This is a genomic window from Ruegeria sp. CI1 (genome assembly GCF_056536925.1).
The window spans coordinates 86861-113043 of the sequence record NZ_JBQFQP010000001.1 but is presented as its reverse complement, the minus strand read 5'-3'; the positions used below and the strand labels follow the sequence as shown (position 1 = coordinate 113043).

The window sequence follows — 26183 nt, the reverse complement described above, 5'->3', positions numbered from 1 at the left end:
TGCCTGTTGATCCGGTTTTGAAAAAAGGCTGCGTCAATTCAGCTTGGGGTTCTTGTGCCCCGCCTGATCCTGCGCCACGATGCCATGGCGCGCGCAGGATTGCAAAGCAGTGGGAGGGCCGAAGTGCCAAGAGAACGTCTGAGTGTTGTCGTAACGCGACGGTTGCCCGAAGCCGTCGAAACCCGGCTGAGTGAACTCTTTGATGTGCGTCTGCGCGAAGATGACACGCCGATGACCCGAACCGAGCTTGTCGAGGCGGTGAAAACCGCCGATGTGCTGGTGCCGACCGTGACCGACACGATCGATGCAGGATTGCTGGGGCAGGCGGGTGAACAGTTGCGGCTGATCGCGAATTACGGGGCCGGGGTGGATCATATCGACGTATCGACCGCACGGCAGCGGGGAATACTGGTGTCGAACACGCCCGGCGTTCTGACCGACGATACCGCCGACATGACCATGGCGCTGATCCTCGCCGTCACGCGACGCATTCCCGAAGGCCTGGCGGTGATGCAGAAAGGCGACTGGACAGGGTGGGCGCCGACCGCTTTGCTGGGTGGCCGCATCGGTGGCCGCCGCCTTGGCATTCTGGGCATGGGGCGGATCGGTCAGGCCGTTGCCCGACGCGCGCGGGCCTTTGGCATGCAGGTGCATTACCACAACCGCCGCCGCCTGCGCCCCGAGGTCGAGGAAGAGCTGGAGGCGACCTATTGGGACAGCCTTGATCAGATGGTGGCGCGGATGGACGTGATCTCGGTCAACTGCCCGTCGACGCCGTCCACCTTTCATCTGATGAACGCGCGCCGTCTGAAACTGATGAAACCGTCTGCCGTGATCGTGAACACCTCGCGCGGTGAGGTGATCGACGAAAATGCCCTGACCCGCCTGATCCGTGCGGATGAAATCGCCGGGGCGGGGCTGGACGTATATGAACACGGCACCAACGTGAACCCGCGCCTGCGGCAATTGCCCAACGTGGTGCTGTTGCCGCACATGGGATCGGCCACCATCGAGGGCCGGATCGAGATGGGCGAGAAGGTCATCATCAACATCAAGACCTTCGAGGACGGCCACCGTCCGCCCGATCAGGTCGTGCCGTCGATGCTTTGAACGACCCCGGCGCCCGGCCATTTGTGCCGGGCGTTTTTGGTTTTGTTGTCAGGCCGGGCCGTTCTGCGGCGCCGGTCAATGGTATTCGCACAGTCTGATTGTCAGGAGGAAAACATGCGCACACACCGTATTTCCAGTTATTTCATGGCCGCCATGCTGTCGGTTTCGCCCGCTTTGGCGCAGCAGACCGCTGATGCCGTGGCCCCGGAACTGGCAACCTCGGGTCAGGTCGAGACGCTGTCGCAGGCCGCAAAGGATGCTCTGGCGGCCAAGGACGCCGGTCAACCGGTCGAGGCAGCGAACTGGATGGTGGCGGCCGCCAATCCACTGGCGGTCGAAGCCGGGGCGCGGGTGCTGCGCGCGGGTGGCACGGCGGCCGATGCGATGGTGGCGGTGCAGGTCGTTCTGGGGCTGGTCGAGCCGCAATCCTCGGGGTTGGGCGGCGGGGCGTTCCTTGTCTGGTATGACGCTGCAAGCGGCGAGCTGACCACGCTGGACGCCCGCGAAACCGCGCCGCGCGCGGCGACGCCGACCTTGTTTCAGGACGAAAATGGCGAACCGCTGGGGTTCTTCGATGCGGTTGTCGGCGGTCTGTCCGTGGGCACCCCCGGCACGCCCGCGCTGCTGGAGGCGGCGCACCGCCGCTGGGGCGGCAAGCCGTGGCCGTCGCTGTTCGATGATGCGATCGGGCTGGCCGAGGGCGGTTTTGCCGTCTCTCCGCGCCTCGCCGGTCTGGTTGCCGCCGATGCCGAGCGGCTGGCCCGGTTCCCGGCAACTGCCGACTATTTCCTGCCGGGTGGGCAGCCCGTAGCCGAAGGCGACACGTTGAAAAACCCTGCCTATGCCGAAACGCTGCGAACACTGGCCGCCGAGGGATCGGCGGGGTTTTACGGCGGTGACATCGCGGCGGGCATCGTCAGCGCCGTACGCTCTGCCCCCGGCAATCCCGGTGTCCTGTCCGGTGTCGATCTGGCGCTCTATCAGGTGATCGAGCGTGCGCCGGTCTGCGCTGCCTATCGCGCCTATGAGGTCTGTGGCATGGGGCCGCCTTCGTCGGGGGCGCTGACGGTGGGACAGATCCTGGGGATGCTCGACAGCTATGATCTGGCAGCGCTTGGTCCAACCAGCGCCGAAGCGTGGCGGCTGATCGGCGATGCCTCGCGCCTCGCCTTTGCGGATCGGGGCCGGTACATGGCCGACAGTGATTTCGTGCCGATGCCGACCAAGGGGCTGGTCGATTCCGCCTATCTGAGCGGGCGCGGCGCGCTGCTGGACACCGGCGCGGCCCTGTCCGACGTGGCCCCCGGTACTCCCGAATTCGATCACGCCCTGATCTGGGCCGATGATCAATCGATCGAATTTCCGTCCACCTCGCATATTTCGATCGTGGACGCGCAGGGCAATGTCCTGTCGATGACCACGACGATCGAAAACGGCTTTGGCTCGCGCCTGATGGCGAACGGGTTTCTGCTCAACAACGAACTGACCGATTTTTCGTTCCGCACCCATGCTGACGGTGTACCCATCGCCAACCGGCTGGAACCCGGAAAGCGGCCACGTTCATCGATGAGCCCGACCATCGTGATGAAGGACGGCAAGCCGGTGCTGGCCATCGGCTCTCCGGGCGGCAGCCGGATCATCGGCTATGTGGCCAAATCCATCATCGCGTGGGCGGATTGGGGCATGGATGTGCAACAGGCGTTGGCCCTGCCGCATCTGGTCAATCGATTTGGCACCTATGACGTGGAACAGGACACCGCCGCGACCGAACTGACCGAACCGCTGACCGCGCTGGGCTATGAGGTCAACGCGCGCGATCTGACCTCTGGCCTGCACGCCATCGAGATCGGCGAGGTGCTGAAAGGCGGGGCGGACCCGCGTCGCGAAGGCATCGCGCTGGGCGAATGAACCGCTACCGGGTTGTGGGTATTGTCCGCGACGCGCACGTTTCGTAGCAATGCGGGGCGGTCACGCAGACCGCAAAGGGGAGAAACACCATGGTTCAGGCCACGGCGCTGCCGCGCAACGAGACCGGCATAGAAACCGTCATCGGCATCCTGAAACAACGATTTGGCGACAGGTTGCAGACCGGTGCATCAATCCGCGAACAACACGGCCACACGACGACCTGGATCAACAACCAGTCCCCCGACGCGGTGGTGTTTCCCGAAACCACGTCGGAAGTTTCGGACATCGTCAAGACCTGCGCCCGACACAGGGTTCCGGTCATTGCCTTCGGCACCGGCACCTCGCTGGAAGGGCATGTAAACGCGCCCGCTGGCGGGATTTCGGTTGATCTGATGCGAATGAACAAGGTTCTTGCGGTTCATGCCGAGGATCTGGATTGCGTGGTTCAACCCGGTGTCACCCGCGAGGACCTGAACACCTACCTTCGCGATCAGGGCCTGTTCTTTCCAATCGATCCCGGCGCCAATGCCTCGCTGGGCGGCATGGCCGCGACGCGCGCCTCGGGCACCAACGCGGTGCGCTACGGGACGATGAAGGACAACATCCTGAGCCTTGAGGCGGTGATGCCCGATGGCCGGATCATCCGCACCGGCACCCGCGCCAGGAAATCCTCGGCAGGTTACGACCTGACCCGCCTGCTGATCGGCTCCGAGGGGACGCTTGGCCTGATCACCGAAATCACCCTGCGCCTGCAGGGCATCCCCGAGGCGATCAGCTCGGCCCGCTGTTCCTTCCCCTCGGTCGATGCCGCCTGCCGCGCGGTGATGACGACGATCCAATACGGCATTCCGGTGGCCCGGATCGAGCTTCTGGACGAGCTTTCGGTTGCCGCCGCCAATGCCTATTCCAGGCTGGACCTGCCGGAAACGCCGCTGCTTCTGCTGGAATTTCACGGATCCGAGGCCGGGGTGGTCGAACAGGCGGAAACATTCGGGGCCATCGCCGAGGAATTCGGCGGCACCGATTTTGCCGCCACCACCTCGACCGAAGACCGCAACAAGCTCTGGCAGGCGCGCCACGACATGTACTGGGCGTGCCTGCAACTGCGTCCGGGGGCGCAGGGGATTTCCACCGATGTCTGCGTTCCGATCTCGCGGCTGGCCGAAGCGGTGACCATGGCACAGGCCAAGACGGCAGAGCTTGGGCTGCTGGCCCCCGTCGTCGGCCATGTCGGTGACGGGAATTTCCACACGCTCGTGCTGTTGGACATGGCCAATCCCGACGAGGTTGCCAAGGCCGAAACCTTTGTCGGCTGGCTGAACGAACTGGCGATAGCGATGGACGGAACCTGCACGGGTGAGCATGGAATCGGGCAGGGCAAAAAGCCCTATCTCGAAAAGGAACTCGGCCCGGCCACGCTTTACATGAAAGCGGTCAAGGCGGCGCTTGATCCCGACAACATCATGAACCCGGGCAAGATTCTCTAACTTTGCAAAGCCGCGAGTTTCGCGCCCTTGCCGGCGCTGCAAGTCGTCAATCGTCGGCTTGTGAGTGGCCTAGGTCGGTTTTGCGCAATTTTAAGTCGGATGGACTTGGCGCTGTGCCCTGCCGTTCGGCATAAACCATCCCAAACAGACTCAATCCGGAGAGCGGGCAAATGAAAACCCAAGTCAAAGCACTGGTCGTCGGCGGTGGTGCCGTCGGGACCTCGATTGCCTATCACCTGGCCAAGGCGGGCTGGGACGACGTCATGCTGATCGAGCGGGACGAACTCACCTCGGGTTCGACATGGCACGCGGCGGGTCTGCTGCCGCTCTTCAACATGTCTTACGCGACCACCCACATTCACAAATATTCGGTCGATTTCTACAAGACGCTGGAAGAGGAAACCGGGCTGAACGCCGGTTTCGCCGTCGTTGGCAACCTGCGCATGGCGCAGACGCAAGAGCGTATGGACGAATACATGCTCTATGCCTCGACCGCCGAAACCTGCGACGTGAAATACGAGTGGCTGACCCCGGACCAGATCAAGGAACGCTGGCCACTGATCGAAACGGGCGACTTGAAGGGCGCGATCTATCACACCGAGGATGGCTATATTAACCCCGCCGACGTGACGCAGGCGATGGCCAAGGGCGCCCGCCAGCGCGGTGTCGATATCGTGCGCAAGATGCAGGCCGATGCCTTTCACTGGAACGGCACCCATTGGGAGGTCACCTGCACCAAGATGGTCGAGCAGGGAGGCAACCTGGTGCCTTCGGACGAGCAGGTGGTGATCACCGCCGAGCATGTCGTGACTGCCAGCGGCAACCATGCGCAGCGCACCGCCAAGATGCTGGGCATCAAGATGCCCGCGATCCCGGTCGAACACACCTTTATCGTCATGGACAAGGACCCCGAGCTGGTCAAATGGCGCGAAGCGGGCAACCCGGAGCACCCGGTTGTGCGCGACGCCGACAACGAATCCTACGCCCGCGAAGAGCGCGGCGGCTGGATTTTGGGCATCTATGAACACGGCGCGCCCGCGCGGTTCGAACATGGCGTGCCCGACAGCTTCCGCGCCGATCTGTTCCCGCTGGATCTGGACCGGATTGCCGAACAGTACATGGCGATGGCCGAACGCGTGCCGTCCTGTGCCGAAAGCGGCCTCAAGGACGATTTCAACGGCCCGATCTGCTATACCCCCGACGGCAACCCGCTGGTCGGTCCGGCGCCTGGCCTGCGCAACATGTGGCTGGCCGAGGGTTTCAGCTTTGGCATCACCGCCGCGGGCGGCACCGGCTATTACCTGGCGCAGATGATGGTCGATGGCGAGGCCGAAATCGACATGGCGTCGCTCGACCCCAAGCGGTATTCGTCGAACTGGATGACCACCGAATTCGCGGCCCGCAAGAACGAAGAGTGCTATGAGCACGTCTATATCCTGCACCACCCGGACGAAGAGCGTCAGGCCTGCCGTCCGCTGCGTACCGCGCCCGCCTACGACCGCCAGAAGGCCCGCGGTGCACAGTTCGGCTGGGTCAACGGCTGGGAACGCCCCAACTATTATGGCCCGCTGGACGCACCGGAAAACTTCGACCACGACGCCCGCTCCTTCCGCCGTGGCGGCTGGTGGCAATATGCCGTTGAAGAAGCCAAGGCGATCCGCAACGGCGTTGGCCTGATCGACGCGACCGCGTTCACCAAGCATGTCGTCAAAGGCCCCGGTGTCACTCAGTTCCTGGATTGGTTCACCTGCAACAAGCTGCCCAAGGTCGGCCGCATCAACCTGACCTATGCCCTGACCTCGCACGGCACCACCCGCACCGAATACACCATCGTCCGCAACGGCGAGAACAATTACTATCTGGTCTCTGCCGGTGCCTGGTCCGAGTATGACGCGGACTTCCTGCGCAAGGCCGCCGAAGACAAGATGGAAGAGTTCGGCTATATCGAGATCCAGGACGTGACCACCCAATGGGGTGTCTTCGCCATCGCCGGGCCGAAATCGCGTGATTTGCTGAAAGAGGTGATCGTCGACGCCGATCCGGCAACCGCGCTGTCGAACAAGCGATTCCCGTGGCTGTCGGCCAAGCAGATCGAACTGGGCATGTGCCCGGTGAACGCGATCCGCGTGGCCTATACCGGCGAGCTGGGCTGGGAGCTGCATCACCCGATCGAGATGCAGAACTACCTGTTCGACCTGCTGGAGAAGGCTGGCGAGAAGCACGGCATGAAGCTGGTGGGGGCACGCGCCCAGAACTGGTTGCGCCAGGAGAAATCCTATCGCGCCTTCGGTAACGAACTGGGCCGCGACGCGACCCCGCTGGAAGCCGACCTGCCGCGCTTTGTTGATCTGGAGAAGGACTTCAACGGCAAAGCCAAACTGGAAGAGACCGGCGTCCGCGTCAAATGCTGCACCCTGCTGATCGACGGCCCTGCCGATGCCGATCCCTGGGGCCGCGAGGCGCTTTATGCCGAAGACGGCACCCGTGTGGGCCGCCTGACCTCGGGCGGCTACTCGGTGGCGTTCGAGAAATCCATCGGCATGGGCTACGTGAAGCCCGACTACGCAGTGGAAGGCACCAGGCTGCAGGTCAAGATCCAGGACAAGCTGTGGGATGCGGTCGTCACCTGCGACAGCCCCTATGATCCCAAGAACGAAGTCATCCGCAAGGACGGCTGATCAAACAAGGCCCCGGAGAGATCCGGGGCCTTTGCCTTTCTGGGCAACAGCCAACCGATGGCGACGCAACGGTTGCACTGACCGATTTCGATGAGCGGTTCCAGCCTACATCTGGCAGATGCTGAAAAGCGAAGAATTGAACGCTCTCAAAGTCCCATCTGGTGAGCAAGGATCGCTAGAGCTCTTCGATCAGTGAAAAAAATGCGCCGTCCGGATCACTAAAGACGACCTTGCGGCGTTTTCCAGCCATTGTTTCGCTGTCACTTACCCGACGCGCCCCATTGTCTTCGGCAAGGTGGCAAGCATCTTTGGTTGACTTGACCCTGATGCTTGGAACCCATGTTGCCGTCGAACCGTCTGGTCGATGCCTTCGATGTTGCGTAGCGACCGGGGTGCCCGACGGTCCGATTATGGTAACATCTTCCTGTTCCCTCTTGGGACAGACTCGCCAGCCAAAGAGCTCGGCGTAGAACAGTTCCGGGAATTCTTTCTCTTCGGTGAAGTAGACCTCGGGGCCGAATTGTCGGCAAGGCACCGGGAAACCATGCCTGGATAGTGAAATCCCCAGAAGCGCTCCGAGTGGATCTCGAATGAGCGCATTGCGCCCAACGCCTGGTACCTCGAATGGGGCCCGGACGTTCGTTCCTCCAAGCGTTTTGGCGCGCTCCACCGCCACGTCCACATCCGGGACTTCGGTGTAGGCGATCCAACCATTCGACTGCTTGGACGGGGTTTCGGCAAGTCCGGCGCCTGCTTCGTCATCGGAAAAGGCCAGGACAAAATCCTTCTCACCGCCACCCCAGGCAAAATCCGTTGCCCGCTCGATTTGGTACGTCCAATTGGTGATACGCTGGTAGAATGCCATCGAGCGCTTCCTGTCAGACGTGAAGAGATCATGCCATACGATTTGACCGACTTTCGACTGCGTCATCATCCTATCTCCTGACATCTTTGTGCTTCTTGACGCTTCGGACCATCTTACCGAAGGCCTTGTCGCGTGACCTGCGTTCGGCGAGGCTGGCAGAGTTAAACGCGTCTTCGGCCAAGAGTTTGCGCCATCTTTCCAGCCGCGAAGCATCTAGGGCACCTTCTTCGATAGCCTCCAGAACGGCGCACCCCGGTTCGGTTCTGTGCTGACAATCCTTGAAACGGCAGTTTGCGGCCAACTCCTGGATATCGGAGAAAAGGTTACTGATCCCCTGAACCGCGTTGGTGAGCTGCAACTCCCGCATACCAGGGGTGTCCAGAATCAGACAGCTATTGGGCATCGGATGAAGCTCGCGCCTTGTCGTGGTGTGCCGACCTTTTGCGTCATCCTCGCGGATGGCCTTGGTTTCGATGGCTTGGCTGTCGAGCAGCGAATTGGTCAGCGTCGACTTCCCGACTCCGGACGAACCGAGGAAAGCCACCGTCTTGCCCGGCTTGCACCAGTCGGCGAGTTCCGCCCGGGGCGCGCTGCCACGAGCATCGAGTGCAACTATGTCGATCAGGTCCGACACAGCACGGGCCGCGTCGATGTAGCGTTGCGGGTCTGTAGCCAGGTCGGTCTTCGTGAGCACGATAACCGGCGTGATCCTTGCCTCGAACGCCAGTGCGACATAGCGTTCGAGCCGGGCAATGTTGAAGTCCTGATTGCAAGACGTGACGATGAAGGCCGTGTCGATGTTTGCAGCGATCAGTTGTTCCTGGCGGTCGGTGCCAGGTGCGCGTCGTTTGATGAGGCTTTGACGCCCGAGCACCTGACTGGACCTCGGGCGATCCGGGTCCAGCATCAGCCAGTCTCCGACAGTTACATCGTGTCTGGGCGGAAGCATTGTTTCAATGTTCTCGCCAATGACGTGTACCGCGTTGCGATGTATTTCGACCACCCGGACTGGTGGTGTCGCGGCCAATTCGTCGACGCTTATTTGCTGGGCGAAGAAGGGCTTCCAACCCAGTGCCTGAAGAGGGCTGAGTTTTGCCTTGATATCGGTGTCACTTTGGCGCGGTGAAAGGAAATGGGAATAATCCCGTATCATTGCGTGTCAACTTTCATGTCTTGGCCGCAAGTTGGGCTTGGGCGCTGATGGTTTGGAAAAAGATTGCAACCCAACAGTCGCCGTCAAAAAAAGAGTGACGGCGTCATCTATCGAGGTTGGATTTGCACCGGGAGGCTCACTGCCTCCCTTCCTTACCGGGACATGAAATCTCCATTTCGGATGGCGGCTGTATAGGTTCAAATGATGCCAGACGCAACCGTATGCATGTGACAAAGACCGTTCCGTACATTCAAGAGAGCGGTTAATCGACCAGAGGAAAGGAATAAGCGTTTCGTTCGCTGACCCGCCTCTGATTTGGTTTCGCAATTGCCAAGTCGTTCCGCGTGTGGTGCCGCCGTGTCGAGGTCGTACAGCTTGTGTTCTCAGACCCGGGTTGACCGTTTCTTATCAACGTCCGTTTGAACCAGGCACCCCAATGACCGATTCAGGTAGCAACCTCCAGTTGGTCGACGGCGCCGTATTTAACTAGATGGCGACCGAAACCACGCACCCTCAATCCGTTGCGTAATGCTTTGACTTAATTCAACAGCTTCAGGCGGGCCAGCACGTCGTCCATGGCGTTCACATAAGGATGGCAGGTCAGCGAGACGACCTGTGTGAACTGTCCGCTGACATAGGTCCGGACAAAGTGGCCCTCCCAGGCGTCGCCCTTGCATCGCTTGATGTTCAGCTGATCGTGGCCCTTGTAGTTCACCGAGTACTTTCCAAGCGACACTTCGCTGAACGCGGTGCGATATTCGGCCTTGTTGGTGATGCTCGACACGCCCTTGAAGCTGCTTGCCGGAAACGGCTCTTCGATCAGGACATTCGCCCTGTCCGGCTCGCCCATATAGATCGACAGGCCGGTGGCCGGGTCATGAGTGTAATCGACGATGAACGTCGCGCCGGGTGAATACTCCTCGGCCTGACCAACATGTGTGTCCGAGCGGTCACCGTGAGTGGGGACAAAGCGATTGGCCAGCACCTCGCAGATCATGCGCCCCCTGATCGGGTCTTGTTGTGCCAGCACTTGCGAAGACAGCAAGATCAGCAGAATGGCGGCTATGGTCTTCATGGCAGGTATACTCCCAATCAGGAGTGTACCACAAAACCGCCTTCAGATCATCCGAGGGCTTCCAAACCTCAATTTGCCTTGCTGCCCCTTCACCCCCCGAAATCGGCCGATGTGACCTGACCGTCACCATCCTTGTCGACCTTGGCAAACCAGCTTTCGGTGCCGTTCAGGAATTCTTCCTGGCTGACCGATCCGTCGCCATCGACGTCGTTGAATTCGCGGCGCAGGCCGTTCACCGGGCCTTTCAGCCCCTGTGGGGCGTCGTTGGCCGCCATGTCTGCTGCGCGGGTTTCGTCGAACAGGTCGTATTCCGAGGGGTCCAGCACCTGATTCTCGTCCGCGTCGAACATATAGAACACGTCCGCGCGCTTTTCGCGGGCTTCTTCCAATGACACGGCACCGTCCCCGTCGTTGTCCCAGTTCTCGATGAAATGTGCGCCCGGAACCGGCGTTTCGGCCAGTGCAAATCCAACCACCAGAATGAATGCAGGTCCTGCTAGCAATGCGGGTTTCATGGCGTGATCTTCCTTTTCGTTTTCATGCCCTGAATGTGAAACGGATCAGCGCCGGATATCCGGCGCTGCCAGAATGACGCAGGTCATCCGGTCAGTTCATCAAAACAATTCAGGGCCTTGGCCGCATACATCATCGACGGCCCGCCACCCATCTGGATCGACATGGCCAGAACGTCGGCGACCTCTTCCCGCGACGCGCCCGCATTGACCAATGCCTCGACATGCAACGAGATGCAGGGTTCGCACCGAACCGCCACCGAGATGCCAAGCGCTACGTATTCCTTGGTCTTGTAATCCAGCGTGCCGCCTTCCTTGACGGCCTTGCCCAAAGCCCCGAAGGCGCGCGCGGTGTCGGGGATAGCCCCGTTCAGGTTCCGCAGGCCGGACCGGGTTGCGGACAGTTTCTCTTGCCAGTTCATGCAGGGTGCCCCTTTGCAAACATATCATTGTTTGCATGTGTAGGGCGCTGACCGGGCCGTCTCCTTGATCTTGATCAGGTGCGGGGCCTTTCCGCGATCAGGGCGAGGTTGTTTGCGGGCATCTCCACCACTTCGACCATCTCAAGGCCCGAGGCCTGGATCAGGTCGATCATGTCGAAATCGTCCTTGTAGCCGATCTCGGGGTCCTGCGCGGTCAGGGCCGCGTGGAACCTGGCATCGCCCTCGCTGGTCAGCTCTCCGGCGCGCATGAACGGCCCGTACAGAACGAATCGCCCACCGGGGGCGAGGGCCGCTGCAACCTCGCGGATCAGCGCCGTGGTTTCGGGCTGGCTGATGAGGTGCAGCAGGTTGATCAGGATGATCAGGTTCCGCCCGCCGTGGCAGGAGCCCCACCCCTCGGCCGTCGCATTCAGGTTCCGCGCGGGCAGGACATTCGCCAGATCCGCAGCATAGGCGTCGATGCTGGCCCGGCGCTCGGCGTCGACCTCGGTCGGCTGCCATGTGGTCTGCGGAAACCGCTCGGCAAAGGCGGCAACATGCTGTCCGGTGCCGCTGGCCAGTTCCAGCGCCTTGCCTTGGCTCGGCGCCACATGGGCCAGCAGGTCGCACAGCGCCTGCGCGTTGCGGCTGGCGGCCGGCGCCACGAGCCTTGCGCCGTCGCCCTGTTCGGCAACGCTGGCATTCGCGGGCAGCTTGCGCCGGGTCATGACCGCAACCTGTCCGGCCGCAGCGCGGCGACCACCTGTGACTCCAGTTCCGGCGCGTTGCCGACGGTCAGATCCGCCACCAGTCGCGACGCGGCAGGGGCGGACTGAAACCCGTACCCACCCTGACCGGCGCACCAGACAAAGCTTGGCCGGGCCGGGTCGGGGCCCAGCACCAGCGATTTGTCGGGGGCAAAGCTGCGCAACCCGGCCCAGTTGGTTTCGACCCGCGTCACCGGTTCGGTGACCATTTCTTCGTACCGCGCCAGCCCCTCGGCCAGAACCATGTCGTCGGCATAGGCGTCATGCGGTTCCACCGGATCGGCTTCGGCGGGCGAGACCAGCAGCTTTCCCGCGTCAGGCTTGGCATACCACGTCTCGCCAACCCCCATCAGCAGGGGCCAGCCGGTCACGTCATGCCCGCCCGGCGCGGGCAGGCGCGCCATCGAGCGGCGGCAGGGTGTGATGCCAATGGGATCGATCCCGGCCAAGCGGGCGATCTGATCCGCCCAGGCTCCGGCAGCATTCACGAGTGTGCGGGCCTCATACCGGCCGTTGGCGTCGACCAGCCAATGACCGTCACTGACGATACCGGTCACCTGTTTCCGGGTCAGAACCGACCCGCCATTGGCGCGGATTTGCCGCGCGAAATCCTGCAGCATCCGGTCGGTGTCGATATCCTGCGCCCGGCCGCAATAGGCGGCAAATGCGACAGTATCGGGATTCAGGATGGGCACGCGCGCAAAGGCGTCGTCCAGCCCGATCGGCTCCAGCCCGAGATCCAGACAGTCGGCATCGAATTGCGTCCTCTGATCGTGCCCGCCAATCAGCATCAGACCGCGCGGGCTCAGGTAACCGCCGTTTGCCGTGGTGTGGTATTCCGTGCTGGCCATGCTCAGGGCGATCACCGGCGGCAGGCCATAATTCGGCTCGAACAGGGCCGCCGACCGGCCTGACGTGTGATAGCCCAGCGCGTCCTCGGCCTCCAGCACGGTGACCGAACCATGCTCGGACAGCCGCGCACCCGCGCTCAGCCCGGCAATTCCGCCGCCGATCACCAGAAAATCGATCATGCCTGTTCCTCCGTGCGGTCGGTGGCGGGCGGCGGTGTTTGGCTCAGCGCGGTGATCCGCGTGTAAAGTTCGGGTGACATTTCATCCGAAATCGCCGCCAGCGAGGGCGCAAGCTGTTCCGCGCTGCGCGCCGAGATGATCGGCAGCAGGCCCGCCGGATTGGCCGCGACCCACGCTACCGCAAGGGTCGCCGGGTGGGTTCCCAGCTCTGCCGCCAGATCGGCCAGCGCCCGTGCGGTGTCGTACATCCAGCTTTGCCCATACCGCACGGCATACCCCTTGTCTTCGGTCAGCCGCCCCTGACCCGAATTGGCGTATTTGCCGGTCAACAACCCCCCGCCCAGTGGGGAATAGGGCGCAACCGCGATGCCCTGATCGGCGCAGGCGGGCAGGATCTCGACCTCGGCCTGGCGTTTGACCAGATTGTACATCGGCTGCAACAGGTCGATACGCAGGTCGAACCCGGAGGCGACGCCCGCGGCCTTCATCACTTGCCATGCGGCAAAGTTGGACAGGCCGATATAGCGGATCTGCCCTTTTCGTTTGAACTCGGCAAAACAGGCCAGTGTCTCGGCTAGATCGGTGCCGGGATCGAAGCGGTGCAGGTACAGCGCATCCACCATGTCGAGGTTCAGCCGCCTGCGGCAGGTGTCGAACTGCGCCCGGATATTGTCGGGCTTTGCACTGTCATAGCCCACCTTGGTCGCGATCATCAGCCTGTCGCGATCCTGCATGATCATCTCACCCAGAAGCGTCTCGGCCTGACCGTCGGTATAGACAAAGGCAGTGTCGAAATGGGTGATGCCCGCGGCGCGGCTGGCCTCATACATCCTGCGGCTTTCGGCGGCGTCCGCGCGCCCGCCAAATTGCATCGTGCCAAAGGCGAACCGGCTGATCGGGGTTCCGTCGGGGGTGGTCAGTCTGGTGGTCATGGCCGGACCATTGCATGCCGGTGCTGGGTGGGAAAGAGCTAAGATTTTTCGCGATAACTTGCCTTTGCTCGATGCGGCGTCCCATAGTGCGCAAAAGAACATTTCAGGGGGAGAGAACGTGGACAGTCAGGCACTGCACCCGATCGCAACCGCACATATACCCGGTTACATGCCCGGTCCCGATGGCAGCGATCCGCTTTTCATCGGCGTCGCCATCGTGACCATCGGACTGATCGTGTTCATCGGCGCGATGTATTTCACGCTGCACTCCTTGCCCGAGCGAATGGCGCATCACGGCAATCACACGCAATTCCAGGTCATCGGCATCCTCGCCCTGATCGCACTGTTCACGCATAACAACATCTTCTGGGTCGCGGCGCTGTTGATCGCGGCATTCCGGATGCCCGATTTCCTGACCCCGCTGCAGTCGATGGCGTCGTCGCTCAGCGGCATCCTCAGCCGCATACCGGGCGGGGCCGCGGCCGCGCCGGAACAGGCGGAGCCGCAGCCCCAGGCAGAGGAGGGTCAGCGCGATGTTTGAGCTTCTGATCTGTTCGCTTGTCACCATCCTGCCCGATTATCTCTATCGCCGCTATCGCCAGGGCAAGCGCTGGGGGCATGAGATCACCTTCTTCTCGATGTGGTACGAGTTGCGGCATGGCATAACGCTCTGTGCGGTTCTGACCATTTCCCTGATCACGCTGGTGTTTTTCTATCATCCGTCGGCCACCTCCGTGCAGTCTTTCTTTCGCACGGTGACGATCCTGCCCGAAACCGGCGGGCGTGTGTCCGAGGTGCATGTCGAGAACAACCAGTTCGTCGAGGCAGGCACGCTGCTGTTCCGGCTGGACGATGCCAGCCAGCAGGCAGCGGTTGAAACGGCCGGGCGCAAGGTCGAAGAGGTCGAGGCCTCCAAGGTCGTGGCGCAGGCTGATCTTGCCGCCGCCATGGGCTCGGTCGCGCGGGCCGAGGCATCGTTGCAGCAGGCCAATGACGATCTGGCACGCGAGCAGGAACTGCTGGATCGCGGATCGAGCGCTGCGCGGGAAAAAGAGGTCGAACGTTTCACCAATCTGGTGGATATCCGCGAGGGTGAACTTTCTGCGGCCCGGGCGCAGCAACAGGCGGTCGAGGAAAACATTCGCGTGCTGATCCCGGCGCAGCTGGCCAGCGCAAATGCCGCGCTGGAACAGGCAGAGGCCGAGCTTGCCAAGACATCCGTCTATGCGGGCGTCTCGGGGACGATCGAACAGTTCACGCTGCAAGTGGGCGATTACATCAATCCGATCCTGCGCCCCGCCGGAATTCTGGTGCCCAGGGAATTCATCGACCGCCACCGCTATGTCGCCGGGTTCCCGCAAATCAGCGCCAGCGTGATCAAGCCGGGCATGTACGCGGAAATGGCCTGTCTGGCAAAACCCTTCACGGTCATTCCGATGGTCATTGTCGGGATTCAGGATGTGGTGCCGTCGGGCCAGCTGCGGCCAAGCGATCAACTGGTCGATCCGCAGGATTATCCGCGCCCGGGAACCGTGACCGTATTCATGGAGCCGATCTATGAGGGCCAGGCCGACGGCATACCCGCAGGTTCGACCTGCATGGCCAACGCCTATACCAACAACCACGACATCCTGCACCACGAGGATCTGAGCACCGGGCGCTGGGCATACCTGCATGTGGTCGACACGGTGGGTCTGGTCCACGCGATCCTTCTGCGTATCCAGATGCTGCTTCTGCCCGTCAAGACGCTGGTGCTGAGCGGGCATTGAAAAAGGCCCGCCGGGTATCGGCGGGCCTTGGTTTTGCGGTCGCTTGGAACGTTACTGCGGAATGTCGCCTTCGATGCCTTCGACATAGAAGTTCATGCCGGCCAGCGTGCCGTCATCGGCGGTCTCGCCCTCGGCCAGCCAGTCGGAGCCGTCCTGCTTCTTCAGCGGGCCGGTGAACGGGTGGTAGGAGCCGTCGGCGATCGAGTCCTTCAGCGCCAGCGCCGAGGCCTTGACTTCGGCCGGAACCGCGTCCGTGATCTCACCGATGCCAACCATGCCTGCGCCGATGCCGTCCCAGGTGTTCACGGTTTCCCAGCTGCCGTCCATCACCGCCTTGGTGCGCGCGATATAGTAGGGCGCCCAGTTGTCGATGATCGAGGAGACACGCGGTTTGGGAGCGTATTCGCTCATGTCCGAGGCCTGGCCAAAGGTGATCACGTTGCCCGCGGCCTGCGCTGCGGCCTGCGGTGCGGTCGAATCGGTGTGCTGCAGGATCACGTCGGCGCCCTGTTCGATCAGCACCTTGGCGGCGTCGGCCTCTTTCGCCGGGTCGAACCAGGTATAGGCCCAGACGATCTTGAACTCGACATCCGGGTTCACCTTCTTGGCGTGGATATAGGCCGAGTTGATGCCCCGGATCACTTCGGGGATCGGGTAGGAGCCGATATAGCCGACGATGTTCGATTGCGTCATGTTGCCCGCAATATGGCCCTGCACCGCGCGGCCTTCATAGAAGCGGGCGGAATAGACCGACACGTTCGGCGCGGTCTTGTACCCGGTGGCGTGTTCGAATTTCACGTTCGGGAATTTCTTGGCCACGTTGATTGTCGGGTCCATGTAGCCGAACGAGGTGGTGAAGATCAGGTCGGCCCCTTCCAGTGCCATCTGGGTCATCACCCGCTCGGCGTCCGGGCCTTCGGGTACCGATTCGACAAATACCGTTTCGACCTTGTCGCCGAACTCGGCTTCGACGGCCTGGCGGCCCTTGTCGTGCTCATAGGTCCAGCCGCCGTCGCCCACCGGGCCGACATAGACGAAACCGACCTTGGTCTTGTCCTGCGCAACGGCGCCGGTCGCCAGACCGATCGCCACTGCGGCTGTTGCCAGAAGTGAAGTGATTTTCATGTGGTTACTCCCCAAGTTGGTTCAGTTGGCCACTCTTAATGAGTGGCGTGGAAGGACCGGCCGAGCGAGGCAGGCGCGCTGCTCTTGTCGGCCGAAAGGATCACAAGCACAAGGATCGTGATGAGATAGGGCGACATTGCCAGATACTCGACCGGGATGGCAACGCCCGCCGCCTGCAGGTTCAGCTGCACCACGGTCACGCCGCCAAACAGATAGGCCCCCAGCAGCACGCGCCACGGTTTCCAGCTGGCAAAGACCACCAGCGCCAGCGCGATCCAGCCGACGCCCGCCGTCATGCCCTCGGTCCACTGCGGTACGCGGATGAGGCTGATATAGGCCCCGCCCAGACCGGCGCAGGCGCCGCCGAACATGATTGCCAGAATGCGGATCTTGATCACCTTGTAACCCAGCGCATGGGCGGCATCGTGGTTTTCGCCCACCGCGCGCAGGATCAGGCCGACGCGGGTGTATTTCAGCACGTACCAGACCGCCGCGATCAACGCGATGCCGAGATAGAGGATAAGGTCGTGGCTGAACAGAATCGGGCCCACGACCGGCAGATCGCTGAGGACGGGAATGTCCAGCCGCCCCATCTGCGGCGGTTTGATGCCGACATAGGATTGCCCCATCAGCGCGCTCAGGCCCAGACCGAACAGGGTCAGCGCCAGACCGCTGGCAACCTGGTTGGCCAGCGCGATCTGGGTCAGGATCACGAACAGCAGCGACAGGATCGCGCCGCCGATGGCCGCCGCGACAAAGCCCAGCCAGGGCGAGCCGGTTTCGACCGAGATGGCAAAGCCGCAGATCGCGCCGACGATCATCATGCCTTCGACGCCAAGGTTCAGAACCCCCGCTTTTTCCACCACCAGTTCGCCAATGGCGGCCAGCAGCAGCGGGGTGGCGGCGACCATCAGCGAGGCCACCAGCAGGACGGGATTGATTGCAGACAGGTCCATGGATCAGGCCACCTCTTTGCGGGCCGCGCGAACGCGGTAGTTGGTCAGAAGATCAAGCGCCAGCAGGAAGAACAACAGCATCCCCTGGAACACCTGGATCGCGGCAGCTGGCAGGCCCAGGCTGCCCTGGGCGATCTCGCCGCCGATATAGGTCAGCGCCATCAGGCCCCCGGCCAGCAGGATGCCCACCGGATGCAGGCGGCCCAGAAAGGCCACGATGATCGCGGTAAAGCCATAGCCGACGTTGAAGTCGATCGAGATCTGCCCCGATGGGCCGGCCACCTCGAACAGTCCGGCAAGCCCAGCCAGCGCCCCCGACATTCCAAGGCAGAACAGGATCAGCCGCGCCGGGTTGACACCCGCGAATTTCGCGGCGCGCGGCGCTTCGCCGGTCAGTCGGATGTGGAACCCGGTCATGTGACGGTTCAGCAGCACATAGGCAAAGATCACCGCGACAAAGGCCGCGACCACACCCCAGTGCATGCCCGATCCGGCAAAGATCTCGGCGTTATGCGCGCTGGCATAGGATTGCAGGTTGCGCGAGCCGGGAAAGCCGAACCCTTCGGGGTTCTTCAACAGACCCAGCGAGACCGAGGCCAGCATCTGTTCGGCCACATAGACCAGCATCAGCGAGACGAGGATCTCGTTGGTGCCGAAACGCACCTTCAGAAAGGCCGGGATGCTCGCCCAGAGCCAGCCGCCGAATGCGCCGGCGATCACCATGATCGGAAAGATGTAAAAGGCCTCCATCGGGTAAAAGGCCAGCCCCGCACCGGCGCCGAAAATGGCGCCCATGATGTATTGGCCTTCGGCCCCGATGTTCCAGATGCCGGCGCGAAATCCCAGCGAAAGGCCGATGGCGATCAGCACCAGCGGCGCACCCTTTACCAGCAGTTGCGGGCGATAGAAGAACGCGAACTCGCCAAACAGCGGATCCCAGAAAATGGTCTTGATCGCCTCGACCGGGTTTTTGCCCAACGCGGCGAACAGCAGCCCGCCGAACACCATTGTCGCCAGCACCGCAACCAGCGGCGTCGCCATCGACCAGGCCTGTGACGGCTGCGGCCGTTTCTCCAGCACGATCATCTGCTCATCCCCCCATTGATTTCATCTTTTTGAAAATACGCCCGCCAGCGGCGGCTGAATCTCTCAGACATGGGCCACCTCCATGCCATGGGCGCCGCCCATCATCAGGCCGATTTCGTCCACCGTCAGGCCCGCGGTGGTGCGCGGCGCGCTCAGGCGGCCCTCGTTCAGGGCGGCAAAGCTGTCCGAGATTTCCATCAGCTCATCCAGGTCCTGACTGATGCAGACCACCGCGGCCCCCTTGGCCGCCAGATCCAGGATCGCCTGCCGGATCGCCGCCGCGGCGGCGGCATCGACGCCCCAGGTCGGCTGGTTGACCACCAGCACCTCGGGGTTTTGCAGCACTTCGCGGCCAATCACGAATTTCTGCAGGTTTCCGCCCGACAGCGACCGGGCCGCATTGTCAGGCCCCGGAGTGCGCACGTCGAACTCCTTGATGATCTTCTCGGCAAAGCTCTGGGTTTCCGCCCATTTCAGAAAACCGTTGCTTTCCAGCCCTTCGCGCACCGATCCGGTGAGCAGGGCATTCTCTGTCAGGCTCATGTTGGGCGCCGCCGCATGGCCAAGACGCTCTTCGGGCGCCGTCAGCAGACCCAGCTTGCGCCTTGCGGTCGGCCCCAGCCTGCCGATCGGCTGACCGGCCATTTTCACCGCATCGGCGGCCGTCAGGATTTCGCCCGACAGAACGGCAAGCAATTCGTCCTGCCCGTTGCCGGCAACCCCGCCGATACCCAGAACTTCGCCCTTGTGCACCGTCATGTGCAGGTTTTTCAGTGCGGTTCCGAATTCAGTGGGCGACGGCACGCTCAGCCCGCTGATATCCAGCGCCACCTCGCCGAACTCGCGCCCGGACCGTTCCGGCGTCTGCAGGGCCGTGCCGACCATCATTTCCGCCATGTCGCGTGCCGAGGTATCCTTTGGCACGCATTCGCCCACATTCTTGCCCAGCCGCAGAATGGTGGCGTGGTCACACAGCGTGCGGATCTCTTCCAGCTTGTGCGAGATATAGAGGATCGAGGTGCCCTCCGAGCGCAGCTTTTGCAGCGTCTCGAACAGGATGTCGACCTCCTGCGGTGTCAGCACCGACGTGGGTTCGTCCATGATCAGCAGCTTGGGGTCCTGCAACAGGCACCGGATGATCTCGACCCGCTGGCGTTCGCCCGCCGACAAGTCACCAACCGTCCGGTACGGGTCCAGCGGCAGGCCATAGGTTTCCGACACCTCGCGGATACGCGAGGCCAGATCGCTCATCTGCGGCGGGTTCTCCATCCCCAGCGCGATGTTTTCCGCCACATTCAGCGCATCGAACAGCGAGAAATGCTGGAATACCATCGCGATCCCGTCGGCGCGCGCCGCGCGCGGTTCGGGCGGGGCATAGGTCTGCCCGCGCAACAGCATGGTGCCGCTGTCGGGCTTTACCAGCCCATAGATCATTTTCACCAGCGTGGATTTCCCCGCGCCGTTTTCCCCCAGCAGCGCGTGCACCTCGCCCTCGCCGATATCGAACGAGACGTTGTCGTTGGCCACGACGCCGGGATAGGCCTTGGTCAGCCCCTGCAATCTCAAAAGTGGTGTGGTCACGCGCTCAGATCCTTCTTCAAGTCGTTCTGCATTGCGGGGCGCAGCATTCGTGCCGCCACACCCACCGCGATCATCTGCGGATGTTTGCCCAAGGCGGGGTCGCCAATCGGGCAGGTGATCCGGCCGATCCGCTCGGGCGCATGGCCCAGCGCGGCAAGCCGCGATCTGAACCGCGCCCACTTGGTAGCCGAACCAATCAGCCCGGCAAAGCGGAAATCGTGCAAAAGCAAACGGTTGCACAGCTCCAGGTCCAGATTGTGCGAATAAGTCAACACCAGATGCTCGGCGTCGCGCGGTGCATGGCGCACCAGCTCCGCCGGCTTGGCCACTGGTGCCGCCGTCACCCCTGCGGGGATCGTTTCGGGAAACCGCTCCGGCCCGGTATCGACCCAGGTGATTGCCAGATCGGGCAGTGGCGACAATACGTCGACCAGCGCCCGGCCCACATGGCCCGCACCCCAGATCCACAGCTTGCGCGCGCGCTGGTGCACCGGCTCGATCATCCAGCCGTCGACCAGTTGCGGTTCGGGCCGAAGGCCCTGACCGCGTGCCTTTGCCAGCACGCGCTTGACCGCCAGCGGCATGGCGCTGCCACCGGGCGTTCGCGCGATCACCGTCTCCTCCAGCCGGTCCACCGCCGCCAGGTCATAAACCTCGCTCAGCAGAGTGACCGCACCGCCGCAGCATTGCCCGAGGTCGGGGCCCAGCGCATGCTGGCTCAGCCTTGCGGGGCTTTGCTGCCCGCGCGCCGCTTCTGCCGCCTGAAACTCCAGCGTTCCGCCGCCGATGGTGCCCGACTGGCCACCGTCCCAGACCAGCATCGCGGCCCCCACCTCGCGGGGCGATGATCCCCGGATGGCGGCAATGACCACCCGCACCACGCGCCCGTGGATCTTGACCGCCTCCCTCAAAGCCTCCCGATCAAATCCCATCGCGTACCCTCCTGATGCCGCGCCAGATCTCTTCCGCCGTGGCGGGCGCGTCCAGCGCCGGGTAAGCCTTGCCGCAGGCCGCCACCGCGTTCGACAGCGCCAGCCAGGCCGAGATGCCCAGCATGAAGGGCGGCTCGCCCACCGCTTTCGAGCGATAGATCGTGTCCTCGCGGTTTTGTCCGTCCCAAAGCGACACGTTGAAAATGTCGGGCCGGTCCGAACAGGCCGGGATCTTGTAGGTCGAGGGCGCATGCGTGGTCAGCCGCCCCTTGCCGTCCCAGACCAGTTCTTCGGTGGTCAGCCAGCCCGCGCCCTGCACGTAACCGCCCTCGACCTGTCCCTTGTCCAGCGCCGGGTTCAACGAGGCGCCCGCATCATGCAGGATATCGGTGCGCAGAATGCGGTTTTCACCGGTCAGCGTGTCCACCGCCACTTCGGTAATGGCCGCGCCATAGGCGAAGTAATAGAATGGCCGCCCATGGCCCTTGATCCGGTCCCATTCGATCTTGGGGGTCTTGTAGAAACCGGTCGCCGACAGGCTGATCCGGCCCTGATAGGCCAGCGCCGCCGCCTCGGCAAAGGTATAGCGCGCCTCGCCCACCTCGACATGGCCATCGCCAAAGCGCACCGATTGCGGATCGGCCTGATGCCGCTCGGCCAGAAAATCGGCCATCCGGTCGCGGATCGTGTCACAGGCCGCCTTGACCGCCATGCCATTCAGGTCGCTGCCCGACGAGGCCGCCGTGGCCGAAGTATTCGGCACCTTGGCGGTGTCGGTCGCGGTGATCTTGATCGCTTCCAGCGGAATGCCGAACCGGCTGGCCGCCACCTGCGCCACCTTCTGGAACAGGCCCTGTCCCATCTCGGTGCCGCCATGGTTCAGATGCACCGAGCCGTCCTGATAGACATGCACCAGCGCGCCGGCCTGATTCAGGTGCGTCAGCGTGAACGAAATCCCGAATTTCACCGGCGAAAAGGCGATGCCTTTCTTGACCACCCGGTTCTCGGCGTTCCATTTCTCCACCGCCGCCTTGCGCGCGGCATAATCCGACGAGGCCAGCAGCGCCTCGGTCATTTCATGCAGCTCGAAATCCTCGACCTCCATCCCGTATGGCGTGGTGTTCTTCATCTTTTCCGAAATGCTCCGGGAGCCAGCGCCCCCCTGCGACGGCGCGGCATAGTAATTCCGCCGCCGCAGCTCGACCGGGTCGATCCCCAGCGCGTGTGCGGCGTGGTCCATCACCCGCTCGATCGCGACCATTCCCTGTGGCCCGCCAAACCCGCGATAGGCGGTGGCGGACTGGGTGTTGGTCTTCAGCCGGTGGCTTTCGATCCGCGCATTCGGCAGCAGATAGGCATTGTCCGAATGCAGCATCGCCCGGTCGGCAACCGGCAGCGACAGGTCCTGCGCCCAGCCACAGATCGCGTATTGCAGGAACGAGACCCCCTGTATGTGACCTTCTGCGTCAAAGCCCGCCCGATACGAAATACGAAAGGCGTGGCGCTTGCCGGTGATGACCATGTCGTCATCACGGTCATAGCGCATCTTGCAGGCACGGCCGGTGGCGCGCGCCGCGATGGCGCAGGCCACGGCCAGCGCGTTGCCCTGACTTTCCTTGCCGCCGAAACCGCCGCCCATGCGGCGGGTCTCGACGCGCACGCCATGCATCGGCACGCCCAGGGCCTCGGCCACCTTGTGCTGAATCTCGGTCGGGTGCTGGGTCGAGCTGTGCACCAGCATGTCACCGCCCTCGTTCGGCACCGCCAGCGCGGCCTGACCTTCCAGATAGAAATGCTCCTGCCCGCCCATCTCGAACGTGTCTTCGATGACATGCGCTGCAGTGGCGATGGCGGCCTCGGCATCCCCCTTGGCATAGATGCGCGGCCCTTCTTCGAACCGGCTGTCGGCGGCCAGTGCCTCTTCGACGGTCAGAATCGGGGTGTCCTCGGCATATTCGACCTTGCCCAGCCGCACCGCCTTGCGTGCCGCCAGATGGCTGGTGGCCACCACCAGAAACACCGGCTGGCCGACATAGTTCACGCTGCCGTCCGACAGCAGCGGCTCGTCATGGATCGAGGGCGAGACATCGTTGGCAAAGGGTAGGTCATCCGCCGTCATCACCAGAACGACGCCTGCGGCCGCACGCACCGCCGACAGGTCCATCGACGTGATGCTGCCCTTGGCAATCGGGCTTTGGCCAAAGGCCAGATGCAGCGTGCCTTTGGGCGTCGGGATGTCATCGACATACCGCGCGGTGCCCGCCACATGCAGGGGCGCCGCGTCATGGGGAAGCGGTTTGGTCACGCTCATGCCGTCACCTCCAATACGTTGGTCACTTCGCCCTGATCCTCGGCGAAATAGCGCTCCAGCATCGCGCGCGCGGTTTCCAGCCGGTATTCGGCCGAGGCGCGCATGTCCGTAAGCGGTGTGAAATCGTCGTCAAAGGCGGGCAGGGCGTCCCTGACGGTCGTTTCCGTCCACGGCTTGCCGGTCAGTGCCGCCTCGACGGCGCTGGCGCGTTTCGGGATGCCCGCCATGCCGCCAAAGGCGATGCGCGCGCCGGTTACCACGCCGTCCGAGACGGTGATGTTGAAACAGCCGCACACGGCCGAGATATCCTGATCGAACCGCTTGCTCAGCTTGTAGCATTTCAGCCGGTCCGCCTGACGGGCAAAACTGACGGCCTCGACAAACTCGCCTTTGGCCCGGTCCTGCTTGCCATAGTCGATAAAGAACTCTTCCAGCGGCAGGTCGCGGCGGGTATCGCCCTTGCGCAGATGCAGCGTGGCCCCCAGCGCGATCAGCGCCGGTGGGTTGTCACCGATGGGCGAGCCATTGGCGATATTGCCGCCCACGGTGGCGGCATGGCGCACCTGCACGCTGGCATAGCGGCGGATCATCTCGGCATAAGACGGATGCAGCCCGGCAATCGCCGCGCCCATCCGGTTCATGTCCACCATCGCGCCAAAACGCACCTGCGTATCGGTGATCTCGAATCGTTTCAGGTCGTCGCAGCCCGCCAGAAAGATCACCGGGTCCAGATCGCGCAACTGCTTGGTCACCCACAGGCCCACATCGGTCGCGCCCGCGACCAGAACCGCGTCGGGGTTGGCGGCATAGACCTCGGCCAGTTCGTCCGATGACCGGGGCATCATCGGCGAGGTGGCCTTGGTCGCAACCGGTTTGTCCTTGACCCAGACCGGCACCGGCTGGGCCTCGATCGCTTCCGCGGCGCGGATGATCGGGGCATAGCCGGTGCAGCGGCACAGGTTTCCGGCCAGCTGGGTGTCGTGATCGGTGGCGCCCTCGGCGTGGCTGGCGACCATCGACATCACGAAGCCGGGCGTGCAGAACCCGCATTGCGAGCCGTGATGCTCGACCATGGCCGCCTGCGCCGGGTGCATCTGGCCATCCGGGCCGCAGGCCCCCTCGACCGTGCGCACCGCCTTGCCGTGCAGCTGCGGCAGAAACAGGATGCACGAGTTCAGCGCCTTGGCGCCATCCTCGTCCGTGACCATGACGGTGCAGGCGCCGCAATCGCCTTCGTTGCAGCCCTCCTTGGTGCCGGTCAGCCCGCGTTCCTCGCGCAGCCAGTCCAGCAGAGTTGCGGTTGGCGAAATATCCGCCAACTCCACAGTCTCTCCGTTCAGAAGAAACGTGATCTTCATGAGTGAAACCCGTCGCCTTACCCCGTTGGCCCCAGTTGCCCTCCTTCGATGCGACGTAGAAAGAGGTGCGGGCTTATCGTCTTGTCTCAGGTTAGAAACAGCAGATGCGATCTGGCAAGAAAAACCAATCGTCGGGACAGGCGGCGCACAGGGCCAGCGTCATTTTGTCCTGCCGATTTTTGACATAAGTCAATGAATGTAGAAGAAATTCCTGCAACATGCCCTGCTCGGCCTCGAAACACCTTCTGGATTTTCCGAATAATCAGGTTTCGTTTTTTGGGCATCGGGGGGTAGTCAGCCGATTGTCTGCGCCCGAGTCAAATCAGCGAAAACAGGCGCTGCACGCCGATGCAGATTGCCAAAACCCCCACCGCAATCGTCAGCGGGCGTTTGGGCGCCACGGCTGCCAGGCGTCCACCGACCAAAGCGGCAGGAACGCCCCCGGCCACCAGCCCGGCAACCGGGAAAAGCACGTCTTGCAGGTCGCGCCCTCCGCCCCATTGGCCCAGCTTGAACGTGGTCATCAGAACCGCAAATACGGTGATGCTGACCGCCAGCTCGGCCACCGCAGACGATCCGATGGCCCGCCGAGGTTCATGCCCCGAACCGATCAGCGCGCTTGTCACGACCGGTCCCCAGCTGCCGCCAATTCCTTCGATCAGCCCGCCGGTCGCTCCGACTGCCGTGACCCGCCCTGACGCCAGAAATCCTGGCGACCGGCCCGAAAGGCCCCGCCACAGGATCAGACTGCCAATCAGCAACAGGTATGACGAGATGAAGATCGTCAGCACCGGCCGTTTCAACTCGCCCAGGATCAGCGCCCCGACAATGCCACCCAGAATGCCGGCCACAGCCAGCCGGACAACCAGTTTGCGATCGATGTTTCCGTTCAGCGTGTGTGACACGCCCGACGCGACACCTGTCGGAATCTTGGCTGCGTTCACGCTCGCCGAAACCAGCGGCGGCGGTACGCCCTGCGCCAGCAGAACCGATGATGAGATGATACCGAAACCCATGCCCAGAGCGCTGTCGGCAAGCTGTGCAAAAAAGCCCACAAATGCGAAAGTCAGGAACAGGTCCACCGCGACTCGCTGGAAAAGAGCCAAATCTCCGAATCGTTATTCC

General features: G+C 62.8%; 22 protein-coding genes. 6 read left to right on the top strand and 16 right to left on the bottom strand.

The window, feature by feature from the left end; all coding sequences use genetic code 11:
• Positions 1–123 precede the first annotated feature (123 nt).
• The 4 genes from ACR0LZ_RS00540 to ACR0LZ_RS00525 all read left to right on the top strand — a co-directional run bounded on the left by ACR0LZ_RS00540 (position 124) and on the right by ACR0LZ_RS00525 (position 7183).
• The gene (locus ACR0LZ_RS00540; protein WP_480748082.1) at positions 124–1110 is read left to right on the top strand and encodes a 2-hydroxyacid dehydrogenase; all 987 of its coding nucleotides are present in this window, start codon (positions 124–126) and stop codon (positions 1108–1110) included.
• A gap of 114 nt (positions 1111–1224) precedes the next feature.
• The gene (gene ggt, locus ACR0LZ_RS00535; protein WP_480747811.1) at positions 1225–3018 is read left to right on the top strand and encodes a gamma-glutamyltransferase; all 1794 of its coding nucleotides are present in this window, start codon (positions 1225–1227) and stop codon (positions 3016–3018) included.
• An 89-nt stretch (positions 3019–3107) separates the two neighbouring features.
• The gene (locus tag ACR0LZ_RS00530; protein ID WP_480747810.1) at positions 3108–4505 is read left to right on the top strand and encodes an FAD-binding oxidoreductase; all 1398 of its coding nucleotides are present in this window, start codon (positions 3108–3110) and stop codon (positions 4503–4505) included.
• 170 nt (positions 4506–4675) lie between these two features.
• Positions 4676–7183 (top strand): GcvT family protein, encoded by a 2508-nt coding sequence (locus ACR0LZ_RS00525; protein ID WP_480747809.1) that lies wholly within the window; start codon positions 4676–4678, stop codon positions 7181–7183.
• Positions 7184–7358: 175 nt separating this feature from the next.
• Here ACR0LZ_RS00525 and ACR0LZ_RS00520 read toward each other — a convergent pair whose 3' ends face one another.
• The 8 genes from ACR0LZ_RS00520 to ACR0LZ_RS00485 form a co-directional block, all read right to left on the bottom strand.
• Positions 7359–8114 carry a VOC family protein gene (locus ACR0LZ_RS00520; RefSeq protein ID WP_480747808.1) on the bottom strand — a complete coding sequence of 252 codons (756 nt, stop codon included), beginning with the start codon at positions 8112–8114 and terminating at the stop codon, positions 7359–7361.
• Between the two features lie 4 nt (positions 8115–8118).
• A complete protein-coding gene (gene rsgA / locus ACR0LZ_RS00515; protein WP_480747807.1) occupies positions 8119–8955 on the bottom strand; it encodes a ribosome small subunit-dependent GTPase A in 837 nt (278 codons plus the stop codon).
• A gap of 784 nt (positions 8956–9739) precedes the next feature.
• A complete protein-coding gene (locus ACR0LZ_RS00510; RefSeq protein WP_480747806.1) occupies positions 9740–10276 on the bottom strand; it encodes a hypothetical protein in 537 nt (178 codons plus the stop codon).
• Positions 10277–10365: 89 nt separating this feature from the next.
• A complete protein-coding gene (locus tag ACR0LZ_RS00505; protein WP_480747805.1) occupies positions 10366–10791 on the bottom strand; it encodes an EF-hand domain-containing protein in 426 nt (141 codons plus the stop codon).
• Positions 10792–10874: 83 nt separating this feature from the next.
• Positions 10875–11210 (bottom strand): carboxymuconolactone decarboxylase family protein, encoded by a 336-nt coding sequence (locus ACR0LZ_RS00500; protein ID WP_480747804.1) that lies wholly within the window; start codon positions 11208–11210, stop codon positions 10875–10877.
• Positions 11211–11284: 74 nt separating this feature from the next.
• Positions 11285–11938: a DUF938 domain-containing protein gene (locus ACR0LZ_RS00495; protein ID WP_480747803.1), complete on the bottom strand. Its 654-nt coding sequence runs from the start codon at positions 11936–11938 to the stop codon at positions 11285–11287.
• Entirely contained in the window at positions 11935–13008 is a 1074-nt protein-coding gene (locus ACR0LZ_RS00490) for an NAD(P)/FAD-dependent oxidoreductase (RefSeq protein WP_480747802.1), read from the bottom strand. Before ACR0LZ_RS00490 ends, ACR0LZ_RS00495 begins: the two co-directional genes overlap by 4 nt.
• Complete coding sequence (locus ACR0LZ_RS00485; protein ID WP_480747801.1) at positions 13005–13940, bottom strand: aldo/keto reductase; 936 nt, start codon at positions 13938–13940, stop codon at positions 13005–13007. The genes ACR0LZ_RS00490 and ACR0LZ_RS00485 overlap by 4 nt, the downstream gene beginning before the upstream one ends.
• A gap of 118 nt (positions 13941–14058) precedes the next feature.
• Here ACR0LZ_RS00485 and ACR0LZ_RS00480 point away from each other — a divergent pair, with 118 nt between their 5' ends.
• Together ACR0LZ_RS00480 and ACR0LZ_RS00475 are read left to right on the top strand one after the other, a co-directional pair.
• On the top strand, positions 14059–14481 hold the full coding sequence (locus ACR0LZ_RS00480; protein ID WP_480747800.1) for a hypothetical protein: 423 nt from the start codon (positions 14059–14061) through the stop codon (positions 14479–14481).
• Entirely contained in the window at positions 14474–15709 is a 1236-nt protein-coding gene (locus tag ACR0LZ_RS00475; RefSeq protein WP_480747799.1) for an HlyD family secretion protein, read from the top strand. Before ACR0LZ_RS00480 ends, ACR0LZ_RS00475 begins: the two co-directional genes overlap by 8 nt.
• Positions 15710–15760: 51 nt before the next feature.
• On the opposite strand, the gene ACR0LZ_RS00470 is transcribed toward ACR0LZ_RS00475, so the two are convergent.
• The 8 genes from ACR0LZ_RS00470 to ACR0LZ_RS00435 all read right to left on the bottom strand — a co-directional run bounded on the left by ACR0LZ_RS00470 (position 15761) and on the right by ACR0LZ_RS00435 (position 26164).
• Entirely contained in the window at positions 15761–16834 is a 1074-nt protein-coding gene (locus ACR0LZ_RS00470; protein WP_480747798.1) for a BMP family ABC transporter substrate-binding protein, read from the bottom strand.
• Between the two features lie 35 nt (positions 16835–16869).
• A complete protein-coding gene (locus tag ACR0LZ_RS00465; protein ID WP_480747797.1) occupies positions 16870–17790 on the bottom strand; it encodes an ABC transporter permease in 921 nt (306 codons plus the stop codon).
• Between the two features lie 3 nt (positions 17791–17793).
• Positions 17794–18876, bottom strand: coding sequence for an ABC transporter permease (locus tag ACR0LZ_RS00460; RefSeq protein ID WP_480747796.1), 1083 nt, complete (start codon positions 18874–18876; stop codon positions 17794–17796).
• 63 nt (positions 18877–18939) lie between these two features.
• Entirely contained in the window at positions 18940–20457 is a 1518-nt protein-coding gene (locus ACR0LZ_RS00455; protein ID WP_480747795.1) for an ABC transporter ATP-binding protein, read from the bottom strand.
• Positions 20454–21389: a xanthine dehydrogenase accessory protein XdhC gene (xdhC, locus tag ACR0LZ_RS00450; RefSeq protein ID WP_480747794.1), complete on the bottom strand. Its 936-nt coding sequence runs from the start codon at positions 21387–21389 to the stop codon at positions 20454–20456. The genes ACR0LZ_RS00455 and xdhC overlap by 4 nt, the downstream gene beginning before the upstream one ends.
• Positions 21379–23700 (bottom strand): xanthine dehydrogenase molybdopterin binding subunit, encoded by a 2322-nt coding sequence (xdhB, locus tag ACR0LZ_RS00445; protein WP_480747793.1) that lies wholly within the window; start codon positions 23698–23700, stop codon positions 21379–21381. Before xdhB ends, xdhC begins: the two co-directional genes overlap by 11 nt.
• Positions 23697–25058 carry a xanthine dehydrogenase small subunit gene (gene xdhA, locus ACR0LZ_RS00440; protein WP_480747792.1) on the bottom strand — a complete coding sequence of 454 codons (1362 nt, stop codon included), beginning with the start codon at positions 25056–25058 and terminating at the stop codon, positions 23697–23699. Before xdhA ends, xdhB begins: the two co-directional genes overlap by 4 nt.
• 317 nt (positions 25059–25375) lie before the next feature.
• Positions 25376–26164: a sulfite exporter TauE/SafE family protein gene (locus ACR0LZ_RS00435; RefSeq protein WP_480747791.1), complete on the bottom strand. Its 789-nt coding sequence runs from the start codon at positions 26162–26164 to the stop codon at positions 25376–25378.
• Positions 26165–26183 lie beyond the last annotated feature (19 nt).

What these genes read in the sequence shown, in the direction of transcription:
- ggt (WP_480747811.1), top strand. Translation starts at nt 1,225, where the DNA reads ATGCGCACACACCGTATTTCCAGTTATTTCATGGCCGCCATGCTGTCG.
- ACR0LZ_RS00530 (WP_480747810.1), top strand. Translation starts at nt 3,108, where the DNA reads ATGGTTCAGGCCACGGCGCTGCCGCGCAACGAGACCGGCATAGAAACC.
- ACR0LZ_RS00525 (WP_480747809.1), top strand. Translation starts at nt 4,676, where the DNA reads ATGAAAACCCAAGTCAAAGCACTGGTCGTCGGCGGTGGTGCCGTCGGG.
- ACR0LZ_RS00520 (WP_480747808.1), bottom strand. Translation starts at nt 8,114, where the DNA reads ATGACGCAGTCGAAAGTCGGTCAAATCGTATGGCATGATCTCTTCACG.
- rsgA (WP_480747807.1), bottom strand. Translation starts at nt 8,955, where the DNA reads ATGCTGGACCCGGATCGCCCGAGGTCCAGTCAGGTGCTCGGGCGTCAA.
- ACR0LZ_RS00510 (WP_480747806.1), bottom strand. Translation starts at nt 10,276, where the DNA reads ATGAAGACCATAGCCGCCATTCTGCTGATCTTGCTGTCTTCGCAAGTG.
- ACR0LZ_RS00505 (WP_480747805.1), bottom strand. Translation starts at nt 10,791, where the DNA reads ATGAAACCCGCATTGCTAGCAGGACCTGCATTCATTCTGGTGGTTGGA.
- ACR0LZ_RS00500 (WP_480747804.1), bottom strand. Translation starts at nt 11,210, where the DNA reads ATGAACTGGCAAGAGAAACTGTCCGCAACCCGGTCCGGCCTGCGGAAC.
- ACR0LZ_RS00495 (WP_480747803.1), bottom strand. Translation starts at nt 11,938, where the DNA reads ATGACCCGGCGCAAGCTGCCCGCGAATGCCAGCGTTGCCGAACAGGGC.
- ACR0LZ_RS00490 (WP_480747802.1), bottom strand. Translation starts at nt 13,008, where the DNA reads ATGATCGATTTTCTGGTGATCGGCGGCGGAATTGCCGGGCTGAGCGCG.
- ACR0LZ_RS00485 (WP_480747801.1), bottom strand. Translation starts at nt 13,940, where the DNA reads ATGACCACCAGACTGACCACCCCCGACGGAACCCCGATCAGCCGGTTC.
- ACR0LZ_RS00475 (WP_480747799.1), top strand. Translation starts at nt 14,474, where the DNA reads ATGTTTGAGCTTCTGATCTGTTCGCTTGTCACCATCCTGCCCGATTAT.
- ACR0LZ_RS00470 (WP_480747798.1), bottom strand. Translation starts at nt 16,834, where the DNA reads ATGAAAATCACTTCACTTCTGGCAACAGCCGCAGTGGCGATCGGTCTG.
- ACR0LZ_RS00465 (WP_480747797.1), bottom strand. Translation starts at nt 17,790, where the DNA reads ATGGACCTGTCTGCAATCAATCCCGTCCTGCTGGTGGCCTCGCTGATG.
- ACR0LZ_RS00460 (WP_480747796.1), bottom strand. Translation starts at nt 18,876, where the DNA reads ATGATCGTGCTGGAGAAACGGCCGCAGCCGTCACAGGCCTGGTCGATG.
- xdhC (WP_480747794.1), bottom strand. Translation starts at nt 21,389, where the DNA reads ATGGGATTTGATCGGGAGGCTTTGAGGGAGGCGGTCAAGATCCACGGG.
- xdhB (WP_480747793.1), bottom strand. Translation starts at nt 23,700, where the DNA reads ATGAGCGTGACCAAACCGCTTCCCCATGACGCGGCGCCCCTGCATGTG.
- xdhA (WP_480747792.1), bottom strand. Translation starts at nt 25,058, where the DNA reads ATGAAGATCACGTTTCTTCTGAACGGAGAGACTGTGGAGTTGGCGGAT.